This is a genomic window from Nocardiopsis camelliae (genome assembly GCF_028993595.1).
Taxonomy (GTDB): domain Bacteria; phylum Actinomycetota; class Actinomycetes; order Streptosporangiales; family Streptosporangiaceae; genus Nocardiopsis; species Nocardiopsis dassonvillei.
Genome location: NZ_CP118614.1, coordinates 5,627,653 through 5,651,186 on the forward strand (window position 1 = coordinate 5,627,653; position 23,534 = coordinate 5,651,186).

The following is a 23,534-nucleotide window of genomic DNA, read 5'->3' on the forward strand; positions in this document are numbered from 1 at the left end:
CGGGCGCCGAGGACGGCTGCCGGGGTTGACCGAAACTGCGACAGAAGGAGCACGTGATGCCCCGGAGCACCGTTCCCGTCCTGTTCCACCGCATGGCCGTCCCGGCCAGGAAGGCGCTCCTGCCCCTCGCCGACGGCCTGGGCACGCTCACCGCACCGGCCCGCGCCCTGCCCGATCTCCTCGTCTGCGGGGCGCAGCGCTCGGGCACGACGTCGCTGTTCAGGACGCTGTGCCTGCACCCGTGCGTCACCGGTCCCACCCTGCGCAAGGGGGTGCACTACTTCGACACCGGCTACCGCGGCGGCCCGGACCGGTACCGGACGTACTTCCCCCTGCGCGCGTCGCTGCGGGCCCGGCCGGGGCGGCCCCGGGTGCGGGTGGTCGAGTCCAGCCCGTACTACCTGTTCCACCCGCTGGCCGCCGAGCGGATCGCCCGCGACCTGCCGGACGTGCGGGTGGTGGTCATCCTGCGCGACCCGGTGGAGCGGGCCTACTCGGCGCACGCGCACGAGACCGCGCGCGGCTTCGAGACCGAACCGTTCGAGCGGGCGCTGGAACTGGAGCCGGAGCGGCTGGCCGGTGAGGAGGAGCGGATGCTGGCCGATCCCGGGTACCTGTCGTACTCCCACCAGCACCACGGCTACGTGGCGCGCGGCCTCTACGCGGACCAGTTGGCGCGGATGGAGAAGCACCTGGGACGGGACCGGATGCACGTGGTGGACCACGCCGACCTGTTCGACGGCACGGCGAGGGCGCTGGGTGAGGTGGAGCGGTTCCTGGGGCTGCCGCCCGGACCGGGCGACGCCCCGGGCAGGCACAACGCGCGCGCCCGGACGAGCATGCCCGAGGGGCTGCGCGCGGAGCTGGCGGCGCGGTTCGCCGACAGCGACGCGCGGCTGGCGGACTGGTGGGGGCGCGTCCCCTCGTGGCGCGCGTGACCGCCGCGGCGGAGCGGGAGCGGGCGGGGCTGCGCCGCGTGCTGCGCGGCGGGGCGGTCAACATGGCGGGGGCCGTGGTCGGCGCCGCGCTGAACCTCGCGGTGATCGTGACGATCACGCGTGCGTTCTCCCAGGAGACGGCGGGGCTGCTGTTCTCGGCGACGTCGGTGTTCCTGATCGCCGCGGTGGTGGCCAACCTGGGCGCGTCGGACGGCTTGGTGTACTTCATCGCCCGGATGCGCGTGTTCGGCGAACCCGGGGGCGTGCCCCGGCTGCTGCGGACGGCCGCGGCCCCGGCCGTGCTGGCCGCGTGCGCGCTGGCGGTGCTGCTGCTGGTGTGCGCCGGGCCGGTGGCGCGGGGGCTGGGCGGCGGCGAGGCGGAAATCTACCTGCGGCTGCTGGCGGTGTTCCTGCCGTTCGCGGTGCTGGCGGACACGGCCCTGGCCGCGACGCGGGCCCACCACGACATGGCCGGGACCGTGCTGGTGGACAAGGTGGGCCGTCCGCTGGCGCAGCTGGCCCTGGTGGCGGGGGTCGCACTGTCGGGGGCGGCGGGACTGTTGGCGCTGGCGTGGGCGGGGCCGTACCTGCCCGCGGCCGTGGTGGCGTGGTTCTGGCTGGGGCGTGTCGTGCGCCGGGCCGTCCCCGAGGCCGGTGGCGCCTCCGGGAAGGCGGGTGGCTCCGGGGATGCGGATGCCCTCGGGAGCGCAGGTGGCTCCGGTGCCGCCGCGACGGCTGTGGCGTCGGGGACCGGCCGTGCCCGTGAGGAGCCCGCGACCACGGGGACGGCCGTGGTCCCGGAGGCCGTGGAAGAGACCGTGGAGAGGGTGGACGCGCGGACGTTCTGGGCCTTCTCCCTGCCGCGCGCGGTGGCCGCGGTCGCCCAGATGGGTGTGCAGCGCGGCGGCGTGGTCCTCGTGGCGCTCCTGGGCGGGCTGAGCGGGGCGGCGGTGTTCACGGCGGCCACGCGGGTCATGGTGGTCGGCCAGTTCGGCACGCAGGCGGTGCTGTACGCGGCCCAGCCCAGGTTCGCCGAACAGCTGGCGACGGGCGACCACGCCGGGGTCCGGACCCTCTACCAGGCGGGAACGGCTTGGCTGGTGTGCCTGCTGTGGCCTTTGTACCTGTCGGTGCTGGTGTTCGCCCCCCAGGTGATGCGGCTGTTCGGGCCGGAGTACGCGGCGGGGGCGACGGCGCTGGCCGTGGTGTGCGCGGGCCAGATGGCGGCCGCAGCGCTGGGGATGGGAGACCTGGTCCTGAGCATGACCGGGCTGACCCGGCTCAACCTGGTCAACAACGTGCTGTCGCTGACGGCGAACGTGCTGGTGTGCGTGCTGCTCGTACCCGCGGCCGGAGCGACCGGGGCGGCCGTGGCCCTGGTGGCCGCGATGCTGGTGCGCAAGCTGCTTCCGCTGTGGCAACTGCGCTCCCGCGTGGTGCTGCACCCGTTCAGCCGCCCGGTGCTGGCCGCGACGGCCAGCACGATGACCTGGTTCGGCGCCCTGCCTCTGCTGCTGGAGGCGCTGTTGGGCGGCGGGGTCGCGTCGCTGGCGATGGCGGTGGCCTCGGGAGCGGTGGGTCACCTGGTGACGGTGTGGTCGCTGCGCGGACTGCTGGGGCTGGATCCGCGCCGGTGAGGCGCGCCGAGGCGGGCGGAGGCGGTGGGGGCACACTGCGGCGACCGGAGGCGGCGCGGGGCCGAGGAGGCCGACTGAGGAGCCCGGGCGGAGGCGGTGAGGGCACGCCGAGGCGGGCGGGCCCTGGGGACCCCCCGTTATCCATGAAAGCCCCTGCGCGCGCCCGGCGGAAGACGTCCTCTCCCGCCTGTGGACAACAGGTGCGCCTCGCCGCGACCTTCCCAGTGACTACACAGAGTTATGGAATGATGACCCCATGTCTCCACGACCGGTTCTCCTGGTGGCCTCCAGCGGAGGGCACCTCGCCCAGTTGTGCTCACTGCGCCCCTGGTGGCGGCACCGCGAGCGCGTGTGGGTGACCTTCCGGACCCCCGACGCCGAGTCCGCCCTGACCGGCGAGCGCGTCCGGTGGGCCTTCCACCCCACCACCCGCCACGTGGGCAACCTGCTGCGCAACGCCTGGCTGGCCGTCCGCGTCCTGCGCGAACGGCGCCCGTGCGCCGTGGTCACCACCGGCGCCGGGGTGGCGCTGCCGTTCTTCGCCCTGGCGTGGCTGCTGCGGATACCGACCGTCTACATCGAGGTCTACGACCGCCTCGACACACCGACGCTCACCGCCCGGCTGTGCCGTCCGTTCACCCGGCTGTTCCTCGCCCAGTGGGAGGAACAGCGCGCCTTCATGCCGACCGCCATCACGGTAGGACCGCTGCTTTGACCGAACAGACCACGCGTCCCGTCCCGCGCCCCGACGACAGCGGCCACCCCGACGTGGTCGTCAGCCTCGGCACCGACCACCACTCCTTCGACCGGCTGGTCCGGTGGATCGACGACTACGCCCGGCGCCACCGGGGCCTGCGCTTCCTGGTCCAGCACGGGCACAGCGCCGCCCCCGCGGTGGCCGCGGGCGCCCAGTTCCTGCCCGGCGAGGAACTCGGCGAGCACATGCGCCGGGCCCGGGTGGTCGTCGCCCACGGCGGACCGGGCACCATCGTCCAGGCCCGCCGCGCCGGACGCCTGCCCATCGTCGTCGCCCGCGACCCCGAACTGGACGAGCACGTGGACGAGCACCAGCTCCTTTTCGTACGGCGCCTGGAGGAGGCGGGCCGGGTGCGCTCCTGCACGACCCCCCAGCAGCTCTGCGCGCTCCTGGACAGGGCGCTCGCCTCGCCCGGGGACTTCCGGGTCGACCCCGGCGACGGCGAGGGCACCGAGCGGGCCGCGCTGCGCGCCGGGGAGCTCATCGACCTCCTCACGCGGGGCCCGGGCGCGACGGCGGAACCCGCAGCACCCGCCGACACGGCCGCAGGCGGCGCGGACCCGCTGGCCGCCGCCCGCACCGCCGCGTCCGGTCCCGGCGACGGCGGGCCCCTGCCCGGTGTGACCGTGGTGGTGCCCACCCGCGACCGGCCGGAACTGCTGCGCCGGACCCTGCGGGCGATCAACGAGCAGGACTACTCCGGCCGCATCACCACGATCGTCGTCTTCGACAACGACCAGCCCGACCCCTCCCTGGCCCGCTCCGACGGCGACCGCCCCGTGCGGGTGGTCACCAACACCCTCACCCCCGGCCTGGCCGGGGCCCGCAACACCGGTGTGCTCGCCGCCGACACCGACCTGGTGGCCTTCTGCGACGACGACGACACGTGGCTGCCCGGGAAGCTCCGGGCGCAGGTCGACGTCATGCTCGACGAGCCCGGCACGGAGATGGTGTGCTGCGGCATCCGGGTGGTCTACGACAGGGTCGAGGCGGTCCGCAGCCTGGACCGCACCAGCGTGACCTTCGGCGACCTGCTGGGGTCGCGCCTGACCGAGCTGCACCCGTCCACGTTCCTCATCCGGCGCCGCGCCATGATCGACGGCTGCGGAACCGTCAGCGAGGAGATCCCCGGCAGCTACGCCGAGGACTACGAACTGCTGCTGCGCCTGGCCCGGCGCGGCCCCATCCGCAACATCCCCGAACCGGGCGTGCGGGTGCTGTGGCACCGCAGGTCGCACTTCTCCGGACGCTGGCGGACCATCTCCACGGCCCTGCGCTGGCTGCTGGACCGCTACCCCGAGTTCGCGCTGGTGCCGCGCGGCCACGCGCGCGTGGCCGGGCAGATCGCCTTCGCCGAGGCCGCCTCCGGGCGTCGGCGCGCCGCGCTGCGCTGGATCGGCACCACCGTCCGCAGCCGCCCGGCCGAGGCCCGTGCCTACCTGGCGCTGGCGGTGGTGCTCGGGGTGCCCGCCGGGTGGGTCACGCGAGCGCTGCACCTGCGCGGCAGGGGCCTGTAACCCCGGTCCGCGCGCCGGGCCCCACACGCGCGGACCGCCGCCCCCTGCGGGAGCGGCGGTCCGCGCGAACCGTCCCGGACGGCCCGGGCCCCGGGCGGTCAGCCCCGTTCCTGGGCGTACTCGGCCAAGCGGCGCACCCGCTCGGGCAGGTACACGTACGGGTCCTGTCCGGCGGCCTCGAAGCCGCGCTGGGCGTACTCGTCGGCCCGGATCCGGAAGTCGCAGTCCGGGGACAGCTTGTTGTCCCACACCTTGACCGCGCGCACCCGCTCGTAGCGGCGCAGCACGTCGGGGATCTCGGAGTACCACTCCAGGGTCTCCTGCGGGCCGATGTGCGTGGTGCCCATCTCCCCGATCATCACCGGCTTGTCGGGGTCGATCCCGTGTTCGGGCCCCTCGTTCTGGAACCACTCGTAGGCGGGGCGCATCATGTCCTCGAAGGAGTACACCTCGTCCCAGTGCGGCTGGGAGTCGCAGCCGGTCATGTTGTACGCCTCCCAGCTGACCCAGTCGACGTAGTCGTTGCCGGGCCACAGGCCGGGGAGGCGGTCGAAGTTGCCCTCCCAGCCGGTCACGTTCCACACCCAGATGGCGTTGTCCGCGCCCTCCTCGCGGTACAGGTCCACGATGTGCCGCCAGGCCCGCACGAACTCCTCGGGCGTGCCGCGCCTGTTGTAGCGCGTGTTGGCGTCGGCCTCGTGGTCGAAGGTGACGAAGTAGGGCACGTCCAGTTCCGCGATGGCGCGGGCCTGGGAGCGCAGCGAGTCGTCGAACTCGCCGTCGATGAGGGACTCGTAGGAGACCGCCGGATGCCCGGATCGCGTGAACCGCCGGGCCTCGATGTTGGTGTGCACGAACCTGCCCTCGGCGATCAGCCGGCGTTCGCGCTCGCCGGGGACGTTGGCCTGGTCGACGCCGCGCCAGGTGTAGACGATGTCCATGCGGCGGTCGACCGCCTCCTCCAGGGGCTCGATCCGGTCCTGATAGGGGCTGGCCCCCCACCAGACGCCGCACGAGGGCTCCAGGATCTCCGAGACGGTGCACTCCTCGTCGGTGGCGTACCCCCCGCGCCAGGGCGGCTCCGTCACCCCCGCGGGCCGGTCAGAGGGTTGCCGTGGAGAGGACGGGGCCCCGCCCGCCGGGGCGTCCCCCGCTCCGACCAGTGTCAGGACGAGGGTCAGTGCCCCCGTCGTCGCCAGTGCCCGTACCGGTCCCCTGTCCACGTCGAACTCCCCCTAGTTCTCCAAAAGTGACTTAGAGTGTTCAGATGGACACCATACGTCATAATTGGGGCGAACAACAGTCCTTGAAGTGGCAAAACGGACTTCAGTAGCCGTAACGCCCCCGGGACGGCGCCGTCACCGCGGCCACCAGGCGCCGCCGCCAGGCGGGCATCCCCTCACGCCACCCGTGGTCGGCGCGGACCCCGACCCGCCCCGCCGTGAAGCGCATCGGGTTGCCCGACACGGCGTGCCCCTCCGACAGCTCGAAGCCGTCCCGCGCCGCGTCCGGCGGGGTGCCCGCGTACCCCGCGAACTCCGCGATCCGGGCGAATTCGCCCCCGGGGTCGGCGACGAAGTCCTCGTAGCGCACGCGCAGGGTCGGGACACCGCGTCGGGCCAGGGCGTCGAAGGAGGCGTTCTGGGCCATCCACTGCACCGACGCCCGTCCGGCCGAGTAGCGGGCCATCTCCGGCTCGCTGCTGTCGGGGGAGGCGTCCGGGCGCGCCACCCGCCTGGCCCAGGAGTGGGCCACCGCACGCGGGTCGCGCACCACGTGCAGCAGGCGCATCCGGGCGCCGTAGCGCCAGCGCAGGCAGGCGGCCAGGGAGGCGTGCTTGCTGGCGTCCACGATGACGTGGGCGCCGCTGACCAGGGACACCGCCGAGTACAGGCGGTGGTAGAGCTCGGTGTAGCGGTCGCAGCGCGAGGCGAGCAGCCCCTGGTGGGCACCGTTGAGCAGCACCGGCAGGAAGCGGGTGCGGTCGACGCGGTCCTTGAGCCGCAGCACCTCCCCGGTGTCCAGGCGGTCCCAGCCGCCGAAGGCCTCCTTGCCCACATCGGACCAGAAGCCGCAGCCGGAGAACGGGCGGCCGCAGCCGCACAGCTCGTCCTCCACCAGTCCGCGCCGCCACAGGTGCACGACCTCGCCGACCGAACAGAACCCGGGCAGTTCGCCGAGGAGCCGCTCGATCAGGGTCGAGCCGGAGCGGCCCATTCCACCGACGAACACCAGTCGATAACCATCGTCCACCCCACCAGGCTATTACTTTCGGTCACCTAATATGACCCCCGGGTGACGTACGCGTGCCCGGGCCGGGGACCTCGGCCCGGACACGCGTCGGCCCCGGTCCGGGGAAGACCTCCCCCGGACCGGGGCCGAACGGTTCTTCGTCTGCTCCTCGCGCGGTGGCCGCGGAGCGGGCTGTGGACGAGCGGGGTCTCCACAACCCCCCGGGTCAGAGGCCCTGGACGTTGAGCAGCAGGTTGACCGTCCCCGAGGGAACGCCGCTGAGCTTGTCCACGCCGGCGTTGGAGACGAGCCAGTCCTGGATGGTGGCCTGGTCGTCGTCGCCGTTCACGCTCTTGTACAGGGCGGCCGCTCCGGCGACGTGCGGGCTGGCCATCGAGGTGCCGTCATAGGAGTCGGTCCCGCCGCCGGGGACGGTGGACTCCACGTCCACGCCGGGGGCGTAGATGTCGACGGACGGGCCGTGGTTGGAGAAGTAGGCCGCGGCGTCGGTCGCGTCGGAGGCGCCGACCGTGGTCACGCCCTCGGCGCCGCCCGGGGAGGTGTTGCCCGCGTCCTGGCCCTCGTTGCCCGCCGCGACCGCGACGAACACACCGGAGGCGGCCAGGCTGTTGACGGCCTCGTCCAGGGTCGGGGAGGCGGGCCCGCCCAGGGACATGTTGGCCACCGCGTTGGGTCCGGCGTTGGCGGCCACCCAGTCGATACCGGCGATGACGTCGTCGTAGGAGCCCGAGCCGTTGTCGTCGAGCACCTTGACGCCGAAGAGGTCGGCGGCGGGGGCGACGCCGTAGGTGGCGGAGCCGATGGTGCCCGCGACGTGGGTTCCGTGGCCGTTGCCGTCGCCGCCGTCGCCGCCGTAGGCGTCGAAGGCGGAGGAGGCGCGACCGCCGAAGTCGGGGTGCGAGGCGTCGATGCCGCTGTCGATGATGTAGGCGGAGACCCCGGCCCCGTCGCCGGTGGTGCCGTAGGAGCCGTCCAGGGGCAGGTCCTCCTGGTCGATGCGGTCCTGGCCCCACGTGACCGTGGTGTGCGCGACGCCGACCTCCTCGACGTAGGCGACGCCCGACTGCCCTCGCAGTTCGCGCACCTCCTGAGCGCTCAGGCTGGCCGAGTAGCCGTTGACGACCTCGTCGTAGGTGTGGTTGACCTGGTCGGAGGAGATGCCGAGGGACGAGGGGGTGACGGAGGCGGCGCTGAGCGTGTCCTCCAGGACGACGAAGTAGTCGCCCGTGGCCGAGGAGCCGACGGTGTGGAGGGGGGCGAGCTCGTCGGCGCCGGCCGAGACGGCGCCCGACAGGGCCAGGGGGACGGAGAGGGCGCCGGCCGCGGCGAGGCCGAGCACCGTTCTCCTGGTGGTGTGCCTGTGCACTCGTATTCTCCTTTTGCGGGGGACGGTAATGGGAGGAGCACAGCGGTCAATAACCCAGAGTAGTCAAGCGATTCCAGGTTCGCTGCGCTTTGCCACCATAACCAGACTTCGCTCTCCACTCCAGGGTGTGAGGGCAACTTTTTTTGCGTCCAAGTACCTCGCGGCCGCTTCCGGGGTGCGTGCTCGCGCAGCGCCCGGGGGTGGAGGAACCGTGGGGAGGAGGCCCGAAAACACTCGCCTGTAGTGGTCAAACGTTTTTCGGACAGGCCTTTCGGCCACCCCCGGAGTCCTTACCGAGAAACATGGCGTTGACCGAAGGAAACCATTCCGTAAGAATCTGAGAACCAAAACAGATTTCTCGGTTAACCCGGTGGCGGGCATGGGCACCCGCCCGACGCCGCCCTTTCCGGCGCCTTCGGATCCGCCGTGTCCGCCCCCGCCGGGCCTCATGGCACGGTGGCAACACACGTGGAAGGGGGACGCCCCGGCGGGCGGCCCCCTTCCACGTTCCGGGCGTCCGGCGCCCCGGCCCCGGGTCAGTCGGTCTTGACGACCATCCCCGCGGCGACCGTGGCGTTGGTGGACTCGTCGATGAGGATGAACCCGCCCGTCTCGCGGTTCTTGGCGTACTCGTCCACGAACAGGGGCTGGGTGGAGCGCAGGCGCACCCGGCCGATCTCGTTGAGCGAGAGGTGGTCGGCCTGCTCGTCGCGGTGCAGCGTGTTGACGTCCAGCCGGTAGCGCAGGTCCTTGACCACGACCTTGGCGGTGCGGGTGGTGTGCTTGAGGATGAGCTTGGAGCGCGGCGTGAGCTTGCGCGCGTCCGTCATCCAGCACACCATCGCCTCCAGGTCCTGGGTGACCGCGGGGGCGTTGTTGGGGCGGCAGATCATGTCGCCCCGGGAGATGTCGATCTCGTCCTCCAGCAGGAGGGTGACCGACATCGGCGAGTAGGCCTCGGTGACGTCGCCGTCGGCGGTGACGATCCTGGCGATCCGCGTGTTCAGCCCGGACGGCAGGTGGGTGACCTCGTCGCCCGGCTTGAGGACGCCGCCCGCGAGCTGGCCCGCGTAGCCCCGGTAGTCGTGCAGCTCGGGGTCGGCCGACCTGTGCGGCCGGATCACGTACTGCACGGGGAAGCGCGCGTCGATGAGGTTGCGGTCGGAGGCGATGTGCACGTTCTCCAGGTGGTGGAGCAGGGAGGGCCCGGTGTACCAGGGCATGTTCTCTGAGCGGCTCACCACGTTGTCGCCGTTCAGGGCCGAGATCGGCACGAAGGTCAGGTCGCACACGTCCAGCTTGGTGGCGAAGTCGGCGAACTCGGCCCTGATCTCCTCGAAGCGTTCCTGGGAGTAGTCCACCAGGTCCATCTTGTTGACCGCCAGCACCAGGTGGGGCACCTGGAGCAGGGTGGTGAGGAAGGCGTGGCGGCGGCTCTGCTCCTGGAGGCCCTTGCGCGCGTCCACCAGGATGATGGCGAGGTCGGCCGTGGAGGCGCCGGTGACCATGTTCCGGGTGTACTGGATGTGCCCGGGGGTGTCGGCGATGATGAAGGTGCGCTTGGGGGTGGCGAAGTAGCGGTACGCCACGTCGATGGTGATGCCCTGCTCGCGCTCGGCGCGCAGGCCGTCGGTGAGCAGCGCCAGGTTGGTCTGCCCCTCGCCGCGCGCGGCACTGGTGCGCTCCACCGCGTCGAGCTGGTCCTCGAAGATGGACTTGGAGTCGAACAGCAGTCGGCCGATCAGGGTGCTCTTGCCGTCGTCGACGGAACCCGCCGTCGCGAACCGCAGGATGTCGTTGCTCATGCTTGCCTGGTCCAATGCGGAGTGTGTGGTCTGCGGGGAACGGGTTCCGGCGCGGGTGCCGCTGGATCGGCCCGGACGTCGCCGGTGTGGTGCGTGGGGTCCTGGTCCGCGCCCCGGTCGGCGCCCGACACCCGTCACGGGTTCGGGACGACGGCGGACGGGGCGGGCCCGGGTCCTCCCGGCGGTCGCGCTAGAAGTAGCCCTCGCGCTTGCGGTCCTCCATGGCGGCCTCGCTGGTGCGGTCGTCCGCCCGCGTCTGCCCCCGCTCGGTCACCCGGGTCGCGGCGATCTCGGCGATGATGTCGTCGATCTCCGCGGCCGTGGACTTGACCGCCCCGGTGCAGGTGAGGTCGCCGACGGTGCGGTAGCGGACGGTCTCGGTGAACGGGACCTCGGTCTCGTCGCGGTTGATGATGGGCGAGTTCGACAGCAGGATGCCGTCGCGCTCGAAGACCTCGCGCTCGTGGGCGAAGTAGATCGAGGGCAGCTCCAGCCGCTCCCGCTTGATGTAGGCCCACACGTCCAGCTCGGTCCAGTTGGAGATCGGGAAGACCCGGATGTGCTCGCCCCGCTCGATGCGGGTGTTGAACACGCTCCACAGCTCGGGGCGCTGGTTCTTGGGGTCCCACTGGCCGAACTCGTCGCGGAAGGAGAAGACCCGCTCCTTGGCCCGGGCCTTCTCCTCGTCGCGTCGCGCGCCGCCGAAGGCGGCGTCGAAGCCGTTCTCCTCGATGGCCTCCAGCAGCGCCGAGGTCTGGAGGCGGTTGCGGCTGGCCCAGCGGCCGGTGGGCTCGGAGACCTTGCCCGCGTCGATCTGCTCCTGTACCGAGGCCACGACCAGGCGGACCCCCGCCTCGGCGACCCGGCGGTCGCGGAACTCGATGACCTCGTCGAAGTTGTGGCCGGTGTCCACGTGCATGACGGGGAACGGGACGGCGCCGGGCCAGAACGCCTTCTCGGCCAGGCGCAGCATCACGATGGAGTCCTTGCCGCCGGAGAAGAGCAGCACCGGCCGCTCGAACTCCGCGGCCACCTCGCGCATGATGAAGATGGCTTCGGCCTCCAGGACGTCCAGCTGGGAGAGCTGGTAGCGTCCGGCCTGCTGACTCGCCTGACCCATGAATCCGCCTTAGAAATACCGACAGGGCCGACGGCGGAGGGGTCGTCCTATCAGCCCCCCGCGTGCGGACCCGCGCTGTCCAGGTCCGCGCCGTCGCGGATGCTTGCCAACAACATACCCGACAATTCCGATCGGCATACAAGGACATCCGGCAGCAGCGGGTCCGCCGTGTTGTACCGCAGCGGGGAACCGTCGATCCGCGAGGTGTGCAGACCCGAGGCCCGGGCCACCGCCACCGGGGCGGCGCTGTCCCACTCGTACTGGCCGCCCGCGTGCACGTAGATGTCGGCGATGCCGAGCAGCACCGCGCAGATCTTGGCGCCCGCGGAGCCCATCGGGACCACCTCGGCGCCCAACTGGGTGGCCATCCGCTGGACGAAGGCCGGGGGCCGGGTCCGGCTGGCGGTGATGCGCAGCCGCTGGTCCGAGGGGCGCTCCTCGGGCAGCCAGGGCGGGTCGACCGTGGACAGGGTGCTGCCCTGGGCGGGCAGCGCCACGGCGCCCGCGACCAGGTCGCCGTTCTCCCACAGCGCCACGTGCACGGCCCAGTCGGTGCGTCCGGCCTCGGCGAACTCGCGCGTGCCGTCGAGCGGGTCGATGATCCACACCCGGCGCGAGTTGAGCCGCGCGGGGTCGTCGGCGCCCTCCTCGGAGAGGACGGCGTCGCTGGGCCGCAGCCGCCCCAGCGCGGAGAACAGGAACTCGTGGGAGGTGCGGTCCCCCAGGGTGCGCAGGACGTCGGGCTCGTCGAAACCGTGCCGGGCGCGCAGGCGCAGCAGCAGCTGCCCCGCCTCGCTGGCCAGATCGCGGGCCACCTCATGATCGTTTCGGATGTTCTTCACCGGCTAGTATGCTCCCGCCCCACGGATCACCGCTGACCACGTCTTCCACAAGATCTGGACGTCCAGTGTCAGCGACCAGTTTTCCACGTACCGCAGGTCGAGGCGGACCGATTCCTCCCAGGAGAGGTCGGAGCGGCCGCTCACCTGCCACAGACCCGTCATACCCGGCTTGACCACCAATCTGCGGCGGACGTCGTCCCCGTAGCGGGCGACCTCCTCCGGAAGCGGCGGCCTCGGGCCGACGAGCGACATCTCCCCCCGGACCACGTTGACGAGCTGGGGGAGCTCGTCGAGCGAGTACCGGCGCAGCCAGGCCCCCACGGCCGTCACCCTGGGGTCGCGGCGCATCTTGAACAGCACGCCCTCGTGCTCGTTGCGGGGCTGGAGCATCGCCTTCAACGCCTCGGCCCCCACCACCATCGTACGGAACTTGTAGACGGTGAACTCGCCCCCGCCCCTGCCCACGCGCGTCTGGGTGAAGAGGGCGGGTCCGCCGCCCTCGGCCCGGACCAGGACGCACAGCGCCAGGAACAGCGGTGACAGCAGCACCAGGGCCAGGGCGGCGGCGCAGCGGTCGAAGGCGCCTTTGAGGACGCGGCGCGCGCCCACGAGTTCGGGGTGCTCCACGTGCAGCAGGGGCAGCCCCGCGACCGGCCGGATGGAGGTGCGCGGCCCGGCCACGTCCATGAGCGCGGAGGCGACGATGAGGTCGGTGCCGGTCTCCTCCAGCCGCCAGGCCAGGCGGCGCAGCTCGGCCCCGTCCATCTCCGGGCAGGCCAGGACCGCGACGGTGTCGGCCCCGGCCAGGGCGGCGGCCTCGGCCGCGCCGGTGAAGGTGCCCAGGACCGGGCAGCCCTCCACCTCGTCGGCGCCCGGACCGGAGGCGGCCTCCTCCCGGGGCAGGCACACGCCCACCACGCGCATGCCGTGGTAGACCTCGCCGCGGAAGCGGCGGACCAGGTCGCGGACGGCCACGCGGTAGCCGACGACCACGACCCGGCTCATGCACTGGCCCGAGCCGCGGCGCCGGTGCAGGGCCTTGCGGCGCGCGTACCTCAGGCCGAGGGTGAGCAGGAGGATGAGCGGCAGGGTGACGAGCGCGTAGCCGCGGGCGAGGTCGAAGCGCAGGGCGTAGGCGCCGACGGCGACGGTGGCGGCGAGGGCGATCCCGGCCGTGGCGACGCGGCGGTACTCCTCCGTGCCCACGCCCAGGAAGCGGCGGGCGTAGCCGCCGCCGAGGTAGACGAAGAGGATCCACGCGGGGGGCAGCAGGAGGGAGAGGGCCAGGTAGGGCAGAGCGGTGGCCGTTCCGAGGGCGGAGGGGAAGCGGACCGCCGTGCCGCTGAGGGTGGCCGTCAGGGCGGCGGCCAGGTCCAGGCCGACCAGGCTCACGACGTAGGGGCGCACCCAGGCGCCGCTGGTCCCGCCGTCGGGGGCGACCGCCGCGCGCCGCCCGGTGGCGCCCGCGGCGGCGGGGTTTCCTGGAATGCCTGGATCTCCGGGGGCTCCGGGGCCGACCACGATCCGCGCCGACTGTTCGCGGACGGTATCCGTCCGGCTGGTTGTGACCACGTACACTCCCCCAAGACCCACGACTCTTGCAGCTCACACGGCATCGCTCCGCGCGCCATGGGAGAGCACTCTGAGGACGTGAGCGGGGCAGGTGCGTCGGGCGCGGAGACCAACGCCCCGAACATTAACCAGAAGTAGTGGAAAAGTCGCGCAGTGTTGCGGCTTGTTGGGTAAGAAGGCCTGTTCAACACAAGAATGTGTCTGTGCCGAGATCCGCGCGGTCACGCGGAGGTGACCTGATCGGGACGCCGGTGACCGCGCGGGGGGCACAGCCGAAACCCGGGCCGCGCGGACGGCACGCGCAGCGGGTCAGACGTACTCGGGCGCCATGGCACCGGCCAGGCGCAGGTGCGGTCCGGCCAGCTCCCGCTCCCCCTGGCGCTGGAGCGTGCGGCCCAGGAGCAGGCGCGCGTACGCGTCGTCCGGGCTCCGCGCCACCATCTCTCCAGGGTGCGGCGGGCGCGGCCCAGCTGAGCCGAGCGGTAGTAGGCGCGTGCGGCGAGCAGGCACACGTTCCGGTCGGCGGCGTGCTCGCCGAGCATCGGCCGGAGCAGGGCGAGCGCGCCGAGGGGGTCTCCCCGGTCCAGCAGGGACTCCGCCTGGCGGAAGCGCTCGACCTCCTCGGGGAGCCGGCGCGGGGCGTGCCCGGCGGCCGCGGCCAGGAGCGACCGGGTTCCGCGGCCGCTGGTGGAGCTGTTCGGCCACGTCGCGGACAGCGCGGTGCTCTACCGCCGGATGCTGTCGGACCACGGCAGCGCCCGCTTCACGAACCGGCTGCGGGGGCGGCTTGCCGAGGAGCTGGCCACGCGGTTCGCGCGGGGGGCGCGGCCGCCCGGGTTCGACGACGTGCCGGTGCGCACGCACGCCGCCTACCTGGCCGGGGCGCTGGTCGGCGTGATCGCCGACTGGGTCGGCGTGGGGGAGGCCTCGGAGGCGGAGGGGACGGAGGGGGCCGCCCCGCCGGAGGAGGCCGCGCTGGCCTTCTGGCGCCTGGTGCGCGGCTGAGGCGGCCCGTACCCGGTCCGGCTACCCCTCCGGGTCCGGGCGGAAGAGCCGGGTCGGCACGGCGTCGGCCATGGCGGCCATACCGGCGTCGTTGGGGTGCAGGCCGTCGCCGCTGTCGTAGGCGGGCAGCAGGCTCCGCGGGTCGTCCGGGTCTCGCGTCACCTCGTCGAAGTCGATGACCGCGTCGTACTCCCCGCTCGTGCGGATCCACGCGTTGACCGCCTGGCGCTTGGCCTCGTTCTCCTCGGTGTGGAACCCGAGGGTGTCGCCCCGGAACGGCAGGATGGTGCCCCCGTAGACCCGCAGCCCGGCCGCGCGGGCGCGGGCGATGATCCGGCGGTGGGCGCCGATGACCTCCTCGGCCGTGACGGTCTCCGACACCGGGGCCACGGTTCCGGGGTGGCCCAGGTCGTTGACCCCCAGCAGGACGATGACGTGGCCCGCGCCCGGCTGCGCCAGCACGTCCCGGTCGAAGCGGCGCAGGGCGCTCTGCCCGAAGAAGGCCGCGAAGTCCTCGGCCTCGCCGCCCTCGGGCGGGTTGGGGTCGTGGAGCAGACGGTTGCCCCCGATCCCGGAGTTGAGCACGCCGGTGTGCGGCAGGCGCCGGGCGAGCAGGTCCGGCCACCGGTGGTTGGCGTTGACCTCGGTCTCGGAGCCGTCGGTGATGGAGTCGCCCAGGGCCACGACCGCGTCGGCGAGCCGCGTGCGCGACCGCACGCTGACCCCCGACAGGAAGTGCCACTGGGTGAACGTGCGGGTCGCCTCGACGGACGTGTCGCCGGTGACGTCGCCCGCGGCCACCGCGTTCTCCTGGAAGGAGGAGGCGTGCAGGGTGGTGACCGGCGTCTCCTCCGGCAGGTGGATGCTCACGACCAGGTCGGAGCGGGCGGGCAGTTCCAGCGGCACCGGGTCGCTGACCAGGGGGGCGCCCGCCGGGACGGTCACCGACGTACGGCCGCCGAAGGTGACGGTGCGGTCGGTGGCCGGGACGATGTCGGTACCCGAGGCGCCCGCGCGCAGGGCCACGTGCACCTCGCCCACGCGCAGGGCGCTCTCCCCGAACTCGTTGGTCAGGCGCAGGCGCAGCCGGTCGCCACCGACGCTGGTGCGCACGACCTGCCGGACGGTCTCGTCGCGCAGGACCGGGGTGGCCGTGGCGGGCGCGGCGGTGGGCGCGGCCGCCCAGGTGCCGACCCAGTTCACGGCGTCGGGCTCCGGTTCGGCGGCGGCGCCGGTGGCGTTCCAGCCGCCGAGCAGGAGCAGTGTGCCGGCCACGGCGACGGCCAGGCCCCGCCGGGCGCGGGTGGGGGACGCGGTCTTTCCCCGGGGAGTGGTGGTCACGCTGGTCTCCTTGGTGCGGAGCCTGGGGGATTTCCGGAATATTCCGGCGAAATCAGCCTAAGGAGAGCCGCACGGGGGTGTCAACGCCGACACCTCTCCCCGCGCCCCTCACGGAGGCGGGGCGGTGCTGTCGCGCACGACGAGTTCGGTGGCCAGCTCGACCCGGGGGCTCTCGATGGTCTCGCGCTGCACCAGGCGGTGCACGGTGCGCACCGCGAGCCTGCCCATGTCCGACAGCGGCTGGCGCACGGTGGTCAGGGACGGCGAGGACCAGCGCGCCTCGGGCAGGTCGTCGAAGCCGACCACGCTGACGTCGGCGGGCACCCGCAGGCCGCGGCGGCGCAGCGCCTCGTAGACGCCCAGCGCCATCTGGTCGCTGGCCGCGAACACGGCCGTGGGCGGCTCGGCGAGGTCGAACAGCCGCTCGCCCGCCCGGAAGCCGGACTCGTAGCCGAACTCCCCCGGCACGACCAGCTCGTCGTCGACCGCGAGCCCCGCCGTCTCCAGGCCCGCCCGGTAGCCGTCGAGCCGGGCCCGGCTGCACCACAGCTCGGGGCGCCCGGCGACGAAGGCGATGCGCCGGTGGCCGAGGTGGATCAGGTGCTCGGTCGCGCTGAGGCCCCCGGCCCAGTTGGTGACGCCGACCGTGGGGGTGTCCAGGTCCGGGACGCCGACCGGGTCCACGACCACGGCGGGCACGTGCAGCTCCCGCAGCTCCTCGCGCAGCTCGGGGTCCAGGTCCGTGGTCACGAGGATCGCCCCGTCGGTGGCGCGCGAGCGCACGTTCTCCAGCCACTGGCGGGTGGAGCTGACCCGGCGGTGGATGGCCGACACCACGATGCCGGTCCCGCTCTCGTGCGCGGCGTCCTCCACCCCGCGGATGATCTCGACGGCCCACGGGCTGTCCAGGTCGTTGAAGACGAGGTCGAGCAGGCCGACGCGCTCCCGGGGCCGGCCCCCGCGGCGCCGGTAGCCGTGGGCGCGGATCAGGCTCTCCACGCGCTCGCGCGTGGCGGGGGCGACGTCGCCCCGGCCGTTGAGCACGCGCGAGACCGTCGGCGCGGAGACGCCCGCCTCCTCGGCGATAGCGGAGATCGTGACGTCTCGGGACGGGGTGTCGGACATGGTCCTCCTTCGTGCTCACCCAGAGTACGAGCACAGCTGGCGGGGCGACAGCGCCGAGACGGGATCTTGACGCTGCGCCCGGCGACGACCTAGGGTCCATTGACCTTCATATTTTACGGAACTTTCCGGAAGTTCCGTCGGTCGCCAGATCGGAGATCCCCCATGAAGCCGCTCCGCCTCGTCACCGCCGTCCTCGCCGCGACGGCGCTGGCGGTCCCCCTCGCCGCACCCGCGGCCGCCGCACCCGGGCACGACCACGGCGGCGGCCACCGGCCGCCGCACCACCACCGGCACGACGCGAAACCGGGCACGCTGCGCTGGGCCGCGCCCGACGGCCTGGTCATCGGCACCGCCGTCGCGGGCGGCGGGCACCACGTGGACCAGGACTACCCCGACCCCTTCACCTCGGACCGGCGCTACCGCCGCATCCTGACCCGGGAGTTCAGCTCGGTCTCCCCCGAGAACCAGATGAAGTGGGAGTACATCCACCCCGAGCGGGGCGAGTACGCGTTCGGGATGGCCGACAGGATCGTGGACTTCGCCGAGCGCCACGGCCAGGACGTGCGCGGGCACACCCTGCTGTGGCACAGCCAGAACCCGGCGTGGCTGGAGGAGGGGGACTTCACCGACGAGGAGCTGCGAGAGATCCTGCACGACCACATCACCACCGTCGTCGGCCGCTACGAGGGCCGGATCTCGCAGTGGGACGTGGCCAACGAGATCTTCGACGAGTCGGGGGAGCTGCGCACTGGGGACAACATCTGGATCCGCGAACTCGGACCGGGGATCATCGCCGACGCCTTCCGCTGGGCGCACGAGGCCGACCCCTCGGCGGAGCTGTACTTCAACGACTACGGCGTCGAGGACGTCAACGCCAAGAGCGACGCCTACCACGCACTGGTCCAGGAGCTGCTGGCGGACGGCGTGCCGGTGCACGGGTTCTCCGCCCAGGTGCACCTGAGCATGCGGTACGGCTTCCCGTCCGGTCTGGAGGAGAACCTCCGGCGCTTCGACGACCTCGGCCTGGGCACGGCGCTGACCGAGGTGGACGTGCGTATGGCGGTGCCCGAGGGCGGGGAGCCGACCGGGGAGCAGCTGGAGCGGCAGGCCGACTACTACGGTCGGGCTCTGGAGGCCTGCCTGGCGGTGGAGGGCTGCGACTCCTTCACCATCTGGGGCTTCACCGACAAGTACTCGTGGGTGCCGGTGTTCTTCGAGGGCGAGGGAGCGGCGACCGTCATGGACGGCGACTTCGACCGCAAGCCCGCCTACTTCACCCTGAGGTCGCTCCTGCGGGAGGCCGGGGACGACGGGCCGGGCCGCCCGCCCCGGCCGGGCCGCGGCCGGTAGCCGGGTACCGCGCCCGTCGCCTCGCCCGTCGGCGCCGTTCCCGCGCCGACGGGTGCGGCGCCGCACGTCCCCGCGGGGGTCAGGCGGCGGTGTGGTAGATGTTCTGCGCCCGGCCCAGGCCCTCGGTGAGCACCGTGCGCACCGCGTCGGCCGCGCGTTCGACGTTGAGGTCGAGTTCGGCCCGCTCGGTGGAGGAGAAGTCCTTGAGCACGTACGCGGCCGGGTCCATCCGGCCCGGCGGGCGGCCCACCCCGAAGCGCACGCGGATGTAGTCCGGGCTGGCCAGGGACGAGGTCATCGACTTCAGGCCGTTGTGCCCGCCCGGCCCGCCGCCCTTCTTGAGCTTGAGCGCGCCGAAGTCGATGTCCATCTCGTCGTGCACCACGACGATCCGCTCGACCGGGACCTTGTAGAAGCGGGCCAGGCCGGAGACCGGGCCGCCCGACAGGTTCATGAAGCTGCGCGGCTTGGCCAGCACCACGGGGACGCCGTCCAGGCGGGTCTCCACCACCTCGGCGTGCGCCTTGTGCGCCTTCCAGCGCTCGCCGCCCGCGAGCGCCTCCACCACCAGGAATCCGGCGTTGTGCCTGTTCCCGGCGTACTTGGGCCCGGGATTGCCCAGCCCCACGACGAGCCAGCGCTCGGTATCGGCCATGTCCTCGTTCTCTCCGCCGACGCTTGCGTCCCCGGCGCCGCGCGCGCCGGAGCCCCTGCCGCCGAACAGCCTGCCCCACCAGTTGCCCATGGGGCACGACCCTACCGGGACGGCGGCTGACACGACGGACGCGCGGCCCCTGTCGGGAGACCGCGCGTCGCCGTGTGTGGCCTGTGACCGCCTACTCGGCGGCGGCCTCCTGGGCGGCCTCGTCGCCCTCGCCCTCGGCGGCCTGGGCGGCCTCCTCGCTGGTCTCCGGCTCCTCCTCCACGCGCGGGGCGGAGACGGTGAGCAGGATGGCCTCGGGGTCGGTGACCAGGGCGACGCCGGAGGGCAGCTTGACGTCGGCGGCGGTCGGGGTGGCGCCGATCTCCAGGTCCTCGACGACGAACTCGACGCCCTCGGGGATGTGGGTGGCCTCGGCTTCGACGGCCACGGTGACGAGCTCCTGGGTGAGCACACCCGGGGCCTTGACCTCACCGATCAGGTTGACCGGGATCTCGACCTCGACCTTCTCGCCCTTGGAGACGACCAGCAGGTCGATGTGCTCCAGGAAGCCCTTGATGGCGTCGCGCTGCACGCTCTTGGGCAGGGCGAGGTTGTCCTTGTCCAGGCCGTCGAGGCGGATCAGGACGTTGGGGGTCTTCAGGGCGAGCATGAGGTCGTGGCCCGGCAGGTTCAGGTGGCGGGGCTCGGTGCCGTGGCCGTAGAGGACGGCCGGCACCTTACCCGCGCGGCGGGCGCGACGAGAGGCGCCCTTGCCGAATTCCGTGCGGGGCTCGGCAGCGATACGTACCTCGGACACGACAAAACTCCTCGGGTTCAACCCCGCAGAACGGGGAACACGGCTCCAGTAGCACGAACGATTCCCGCCCTCGGCGGGGAATGCGGCGGGGACTGCCCTCAGGCAGGGACGCGACCGCCCTGGTTCCAGGCGTGCCCGGCGAGCCGTCACCGGACCCGCCCGGCCCGGGAACGCTCGTCGCGCACCCCTGCCCGCCTTCCGAACGCAGCCTTCTTAGGGCTCCGCCTGGGCACGGGGACACTCGGTCAAGTCTAATGGCTTCGCCGACGACTCCGAACATGGCCCGCGATTCCCTCCCCGGTCCGGACAAGCCCCCAGAGAAACCCGCCGGCCGGGCGGCCTCTGCGCTAACGCCCGGGAGGGGGACGACCGGCGGCGGACGCGCGTCCCCGAGGCCCTCCAGGCGGCCGTCGGGCACCGGGGACGCGCGTCCGGGCCCGTCCGACCCGGAAAGCGCCGGTCAGCGCGCTGGAGAGCGTCTGCGCCGCCCCGGACCGCGCCCTGCCCGCCGGGCGCGGTCCGGAGGCGGGCCGCGAACGACGGGGACCTCCCGCGGCGGCCCGGCGGGGCGGCCTCGGGAGGTCCCGGGCGGGGGGACGCGCGCCCCCCGACGTCTACTCGAACAGGCTCGTGACCGAGCCGTCGGTGAAGACCTCGCTGATGGCGCGGGCCACCAGCGGCGCGATCGAGAGCTGGGTCAGCTTCTCGAAGGAGCGCTCCTCCGGAACGGGCAGCGAGTTGGTGATGACCACCTCGGAGATCCGCGAGTTCTGGAGGCGCTCGGCGGCCGGACCGGACAGCACGCCGTGCGTGGCGGCCACCAGGACCTTGGCCGCGCCCTGCTCGAACAGGGCCTCGGAGGCCTTGACGATGGTGCCGCCGGTGTCGATCATGTCGTCCACCAGCACGCAGACGCGGCCCTTGACCTCGCCGACGACCTCGTGCACCCGGACCTGGTTGGCCACGTCCGGGTCGCGGCGCTTGTGGATGATCGCCAGCGGGGCGCCGAGGCGGTCCGCCCAGCGGTCGGCGGTGCGCACCCGGCCCGCGTCCGGGGAGACCACGGTGATCTCGGACTGGTCGACCCGGCCGGCGATGTGGTCGGCCAGTATCGGCAGCGCGAACAGGTGGTCCACCGGGCCGTCGAAGAAGCCCTGGATCTGGTCCGTGTGCAGGTCGACGGCCATCATCCGGTCCGCGCCCGCGGTGCGGAACAGGTCGGTCATGAGGCGGGCCGAGATGGGCTCGCGACCGCGGTGCTTCTTGTCCTGGCGGGCGTAGCCGAAGAACGGGGTCACCACGGTGATCCTCTTGGCGGACGCGCGCTTGAGCGCGTCCACCATGATCAGCTGCTCCATGATCGACTCGTTGATCGGGTCGGAGTGGCACTGGATGACGAACGCGTCCGAACCGCGCACCGACTCCAGGTAGCGGACGAAGATCTCACCGTTGGCGAAGGTGTCGAACCGGGTGGGGACCACGTCGATCCCCAGTTCCTTCGCGACCTCCTCGGCCAGGCTCGGGTGCGTGCGCCCCGAGAAGAGCATCAGGTTCTTCTGGCCGGTGGCCTTCATCCCGGTCACGTGTTTCTCCCCCACAGTCACTGCTTGTCGTCGGCTCTGTGCCGATCGGCCTGCTCCGCCGCCTCGGCGGAGGGCGTGCCCGGACGCTTGCGCCGGGTCCAGCCCTCGACGTTGCGCTGGCGGTGCCCCTCGGAAACGGCGAGGGCACCGGGCGGCACGTCGTCGCGGACCACGGTCCCCGCCCCGGAGTAGGCGCCGTCGCCCACGCGGACCGGTGCGACGATGGTGTTGTCGCTGCCGATCCTGACGTGGTCGCCGATGACGCTCCGGGACTTGTTGACCCCGTCGTAGTTGACGAACACCGAGGAGCAGCCGATGTTGCTGCCCACGCCGATGTCCGCGTCGCCCACGTAGGTCAGGTGCGGGATCTTGGACTCGGCGCCGACGTTCGAGTTCTTGACCTCGACGAAGGCTCCGGCCTTGGACCGCTCGGCCAGGCGGGTGCCCGGCCGCAGGTAGGTGTAGGGGCCGACAGAGGCCCCGGGGCCGATCTCGGCCCGGTCCGCCGTGGTCTCGCGCACCGTGGCGCCCGCGCCGACGACCGTGTCCCTCAGGTCCGCGCGGGGGCCGACCACGGCGTCCTCGCCGACGGAGGTGGCGCCCAGTAGCCGGGTACCCGGTTCGATCACGGTGTCGCGGCCGATGGTGACCCGGGCGTCCACCCAGGTGGTGGCGGGGTCCACGACGGTGACCCCGGCGAGCATGTGCTCGTTGACCAGCCGGTCGTTGAGGACGCGGCGGGCCTCGGAGAGCTGGACGCGGTTGTTGACGCCCTGGACCTCGTGCCAGTCGTCCGCCGCCCAGGCGCCGACCCGGTGGCCGTCGCCGCGCAGCAGGGAGACCGCGTCGGTCACGTACTCCTCGCCCTTGGCGTTGTCGGTGGACAGGCGCTGGACGACCTCGGACAGCAGGGCGCCGTCGAAGGCGTACATGCCCGAGTTGATCTCGTCGATCGCGTGCTGCTCGGGGGTGGCGTCGGCGTGCTCGACGATGCCGGTGAAGTCGCCGTCGGCGTCGCGGACGATGCGGCCGTAACCGTGGGGGTCGGGTACGCGCGCGGAGAGCACCGTGACGGCGTTGCCCTCCTCGTCGTGGGCCGCGACGAGCTCTGCGAGCGTGGAACCGCGCAGGAGGGGGGTGTCGCCGCAGGTCAGGACCACGGTGCCGCTGAGCTTGACGCCCTTGGCGGCCAGGTCCTCGATCGCCATGCGCACGGCGTGGCCGGTGCCGTTCTGCTCCTCCTGGACCGCGGTGGCGGCCTGGGGGGCGATCTCCTCCAGATGGGATCTGACCTGCTCACGCGCGTGGCCGACGACCACGACCGCGTGCTGGGGGTCGAGTTCCCGCGCCGCCGCGAGCACGTGGCCGAGCATGCTGCGGCCGTTGAGTTCGTGGAGGACCTTGGGAAGCTTCGACTTCATTCGGGTGCCCTCGCCCGCCGCGAGGACGATGACGGCAGCCGGACGGTTCACGCTCACTGAGGAGTCCCTCGTGGTAGCTGGTGGCTGAGATGTCGGCTCACCCCTCGGCGGCGCGACCCGCATGCCGCACGGGCGGCCGTCGGATGACCAGCGGCCGACATGGGAAGGATACATGTGCGTCACCGGCGCCCCACGGGCGCGTGACGCGGGGGTGAGCGGCGGTTGGCCGTGCCGCGCCTGTGGCGGCGGTTTCCGGAGGCTCGGTGTGAGATGCGCCGCTCCGGATGGGTATGTCCGTATCCACGGGGACGCGCGGCGCGCGGGGAAACGCGCGGGTGCGCGTGAGGACGCCGGAAGGGCTCCCGGACCAGGGCTCGAACCTGGACGATGGGGACCAAAACCCCACATGCTGCCGATTACATCATCCGGGAACGCGCGGGGT

Annotated in this window: 19 protein-coding genes and 1 pseudogene; 6 read left to right on the forward strand and 14 right to left on the reverse strand. The window is 72.7% G+C overall.

What is annotated here, in order from left to right; all coding sequences use genetic code 11:
* Positions 1-56 precede the first annotated feature (56 nt).
* From PV789_RS24525 to PV789_RS24540, 4 genes are all read left to right on the forward strand, one after another.
* Positions 57-938, forward strand: a complete 882-nt coding sequence (locus tag PV789_RS24525) for a sulfotransferase domain-containing protein (RefSeq protein WP_274974736.1) — start codon at positions 57-59, stop codon at positions 936-938.
* Entirely contained in the window at positions 908-2,575 is a 1,668-nt protein-coding gene (locus tag PV789_RS24530; RefSeq protein WP_274974737.1) for a lipopolysaccharide biosynthesis protein, read from the forward strand. The genes PV789_RS24525 and PV789_RS24530 overlap by 31 nt, the downstream gene beginning before the upstream one ends.
* A gap of 256 nt (positions 2,576-2,831) precedes the next feature.
* A complete protein-coding gene (locus PV789_RS24535; protein ID WP_013154976.1) occupies positions 2,832-3,290 on the forward strand; it encodes a glycosyltransferase family 28 protein in 459 nt (152 codons plus the stop codon).
* Entirely contained in the window at positions 3,287-4,849 is a 1,563-nt protein-coding gene (locus PV789_RS24540) for a glycosyltransferase (protein WP_274974738.1), read from the forward strand. The genes PV789_RS24535 and PV789_RS24540 overlap by 4 nt, the downstream gene beginning before the upstream one ends.
* 98 nt (positions 4,850-4,947) lie before the next feature.
* Here the strand turns inward: PV789_RS24540 and PV789_RS24545 are convergent, their stop codons facing one another.
* From PV789_RS24545 to PV789_RS24580, 8 genes and pseudogenes are all read right to left on the reverse strand, one after another.
* A complete protein-coding gene (locus tag PV789_RS24545; protein WP_372491863.1) occupies positions 4,948-5,937 on the reverse strand; it encodes a glycoside hydrolase family 26 protein in 990 nt (329 codons plus the stop codon).
* Positions 5,938-6,175: 238 nt separating this feature from the next.
* Positions 6,176-7,066 carry a sulfotransferase gene (locus tag PV789_RS24550; RefSeq protein WP_274978245.1) on the reverse strand — a complete coding sequence of 297 codons (891 nt, stop codon included), beginning with the start codon at positions 7,064-7,066 and terminating at the stop codon, positions 6,176-6,178.
* A 241-nt stretch (positions 7,067-7,307) separates the two neighbouring features.
* On the reverse strand, positions 7,308-8,468 hold the full coding sequence (locus PV789_RS24555) for a S8 family peptidase (RefSeq protein WP_274974740.1): 1,161 nt from the start codon (positions 8,466-8,468) through the stop codon (positions 7,308-7,310).
* A gap of 536 nt (positions 8,469-9,004) precedes the next feature.
* Positions 9,005-10,288, reverse strand: a complete 1,284-nt coding sequence (gene cysN / locus PV789_RS24560; RefSeq protein ID WP_302475369.1) for a sulfate adenylyltransferase subunit CysN — start codon at positions 10,286-10,288, stop codon at positions 9,005-9,007.
* A 175-nt stretch (positions 10,289-10,463) separates the two neighbouring features.
* Positions 10,464-11,393, reverse strand: coding sequence for a sulfate adenylyltransferase subunit CysD (cysD, locus tag PV789_RS24565; RefSeq protein WP_047869798.1), 930 nt, complete (start codon positions 11,391-11,393; stop codon positions 10,464-10,466).
* A 50-nt stretch (positions 11,394-11,443) separates the two neighbouring features.
* Complete coding sequence (locus PV789_RS24570; protein ID WP_274974742.1) at positions 11,444-12,235, reverse strand: 3'(2'),5'-bisphosphate nucleotidase CysQ; 792 nt, start codon at positions 12,233-12,235, stop codon at positions 11,444-11,446.
* 3 nt (positions 12,236-12,238) lie between these two features.
* On the reverse strand, positions 12,239-13,807 hold the full coding sequence (locus tag PV789_RS24575; protein ID WP_274974743.1) for a sugar transferase: 1,569 nt from the start codon (positions 13,805-13,807) through the stop codon (positions 12,239-12,241).
* A 309-nt stretch (positions 13,808-14,116) separates the two neighbouring features.
* A pseudogene (locus PV789_RS24580) lies at positions 14,117-14,478 on the reverse strand (tetratricopeptide repeat protein); the annotation flags it as partial.
* A gap of 16 nt (positions 14,479-14,494) precedes the next feature.
* Here PV789_RS24580 and PV789_RS24585 point away from each other — a divergent pair.
* Positions 14,495-14,812, forward strand: coding sequence for a TetR-like C-terminal domain-containing protein (locus tag PV789_RS24585; RefSeq protein ID WP_274974744.1), 318 nt, complete (start codon positions 14,495-14,497; stop codon positions 14,810-14,812).
* Between the two features lie 21 nt (positions 14,813-14,833).
* On the opposite strand, the gene PV789_RS24590 is transcribed toward PV789_RS24585, so the two are convergent.
* Positions 14,834-16,153 carry an SGNH/GDSL hydrolase family protein gene (locus PV789_RS24590; protein ID WP_274974745.1) on the reverse strand — a complete coding sequence of 440 codons (1,320 nt, stop codon included), beginning with the start codon at positions 16,151-16,153 and terminating at the stop codon, positions 14,834-14,836.
* 108 nt (positions 16,154-16,261) lie between these two features.
* Positions 16,262-17,278 (reverse strand): LacI family DNA-binding transcriptional regulator, encoded by a 1,017-nt coding sequence (locus PV789_RS24595; RefSeq protein ID WP_212642792.1) that lies wholly within the window; start codon positions 17,276-17,278, stop codon positions 16,262-16,264.
* A 162-nt stretch (positions 17,279-17,440) separates the two neighbouring features.
* Between PV789_RS24595 and PV789_RS24600 the strand changes: the two genes are divergently transcribed.
* Complete coding sequence (locus tag PV789_RS24600; protein WP_274974746.1) at positions 17,441-18,628, forward strand: endo-1,4-beta-xylanase; 1,188 nt, start codon at positions 17,441-17,443, stop codon at positions 18,626-18,628.
* Positions 18,629-18,707: 79 nt separating this feature from the next.
* Here the strand turns inward: PV789_RS24600 and pth are convergent, their stop codons facing one another.
* The 4 genes from pth to glmU all read right to left on the reverse strand — a co-directional run bounded on the left by pth (position 18,708) and on the right by glmU (position 23,149).
* Positions 18,708-19,373, reverse strand: a complete 666-nt coding sequence (gene pth, locus PV789_RS24605) for an aminoacyl-tRNA hydrolase (protein WP_274974747.1) — start codon at positions 19,371-19,373, stop codon at positions 18,708-18,710.
* 91 nt (positions 19,374-19,464) lie between these two features.
* Positions 19,465-20,088 carry a 50S ribosomal protein L25/general stress protein Ctc gene (locus PV789_RS24610; protein WP_274974748.1) on the reverse strand — a complete coding sequence of 208 codons (624 nt, stop codon included), beginning with the start codon at positions 20,086-20,088 and terminating at the stop codon, positions 19,465-19,467.
* A gap of 614 nt (positions 20,089-20,702) precedes the next feature.
* A complete protein-coding gene (locus PV789_RS24615; protein ID WP_013154993.1) occupies positions 20,703-21,671 on the reverse strand; it encodes a ribose-phosphate diphosphokinase in 969 nt (322 codons plus the stop codon).
* 17 nt (positions 21,672-21,688) lie between these two features.
* The gene (gene glmU / locus PV789_RS24620) at positions 21,689-23,149 is read right to left on the reverse strand and encodes a bifunctional UDP-N-acetylglucosamine diphosphorylase/glucosamine-1-phosphate N-acetyltransferase GlmU (RefSeq protein ID WP_274974749.1); all 1,461 of its coding nucleotides are present in this window, start codon (positions 23,147-23,149) and stop codon (positions 21,689-21,691) included.
* Positions 23,150-23,534: the final 385 nt, after the last annotated feature.

Bases quoted from the DNA above. Each gene is read 5' to 3' on its own strand.
- PV789_RS24525 (WP_274974736.1), top strand. From the start codon at position 57: ATGCCCCGGAGCACCGTTCCCGTCCTGTTCCACCGCATGGCCGTCCCG.
- PV789_RS24535 (WP_013154976.1), top strand. From the start codon at position 2,832: ATGTCTCCACGACCGGTTCTCCTGGTGGCCTCCAGCGGAGGGCACCTC.
- PV789_RS24550 (WP_274978245.1), bottom strand. From the start codon at position 7,066: ATGGGCCGCTCCGGCTCGACCCTGATCGAGCGGCTCCTCGGCGAACTG.
- cysD (WP_047869798.1), bottom strand. From the start codon at position 11,393: ATGGGTCAGGCGAGTCAGCAGGCCGGACGCTACCAGCTCTCCCAGCTG.
- PV789_RS24595 (WP_212642792.1), bottom strand. From the start codon at position 17,278: ATGTCCGACACCCCGTCCCGAGACGTCACGATCTCCGCTATCGCCGAG.
- PV789_RS24600 (WP_274974746.1), top strand. From the start codon at position 17,441: ATGAAGCCGCTCCGCCTCGTCACCGCCGTCCTCGCCGCGACGGCGCTG.
- pth (WP_274974747.1), bottom strand. From the start codon at position 19,373: ATGGGCAACTGGTGGGGCAGGCTGTTCGGCGGCAGGGGCTCCGGCGCG.